1 protein-coding gene is annotated in these 779 nt (G+C 70.5%); it reads left to right on the forward strand.

Going from position 1 to position 779, the window contains the following annotated elements:
• Positions 1–69 precede the first annotated feature (69 nt).
• Positions 70–779, forward strand: a 710-nt coding sequence (locus K1J50_RS18825; RefSeq protein ID WP_220119280.1) for an outer membrane protein, incomplete at its 3' end; no start/stop codon positions are given.

The raw sequence follows: 779 nt of genomic DNA on the forward strand, positions 1-779 counted from the left end.
GGGGCCCGGCGCCGGCCCTGGGATCGCGGCGATGCGACCGGGATGCTTTGGCAAGTGAGGAGAGTGGGCATGAGCCTCAGGAAGGCGCTCCTGGCCGCGACGATGCTGTCGCTGCCGCTGGCGGCGCAGGCGCAGCCGGTGACCGGCCTCTATGTCGGTGCGGGTGCGGGCGCCAACTGGCACCAGAACAGCACCGACGACGGCGTGAAGATCGAGAGCAGCCCGGGTTGGGGGGTCGTCGCCAGCCTCGGCTGGGGCTTCGGCAACGGGCTGCGGGCCGAGGTCGAGGGCAACTTCCGCTGGAACGACGTGGACCGCATCACCGTCAGCGGCCTGCCCGGTCCGACCTCGGAGCGCCTGGTGCGCCGCAGCGGCTACATCAAGACCTACGGCGTGATGGCCAACGCGCTGTACGACATCGGCGCGGTGCAGCGCTGGCCGGTCCACATCACCCTCGGCGCCGGTATCGGCTGGGCGTGGCACGAGTACGACAATGTCGGCGGCCAGACCCGGTTCCAGAGCCCGAACACCGCGGCCCTGATCAACGACACGGACGGGCGCTTCGCCTACCAGGCGATCGCCGGCCTGTCGGTGCCGATCGAGGCCCTGCCCGGCCTCGCGGTGACGGCCGAGTACCGCTTCTTCGGCACCCTCTCGCCGAAGCTGAACGCGACCGTGACCGACCTCTCGACCGGCGTGCGGACGACCGGCCGCTACGAGGCGGACAACCTCAACCACTCGCTGCTGGTTGGTGTTCGCTACAACTTCGGGCAGGTGGC

Origin of the sequence: Caldovatus aquaticus, assembly GCF_019458025.1 — a bacterium.
Classification (GTDB): domain Bacteria; phylum Pseudomonadota; class Alphaproteobacteria; order Acetobacterales; family Acetobacteraceae; genus Caldovatus; species Caldovatus aquaticus.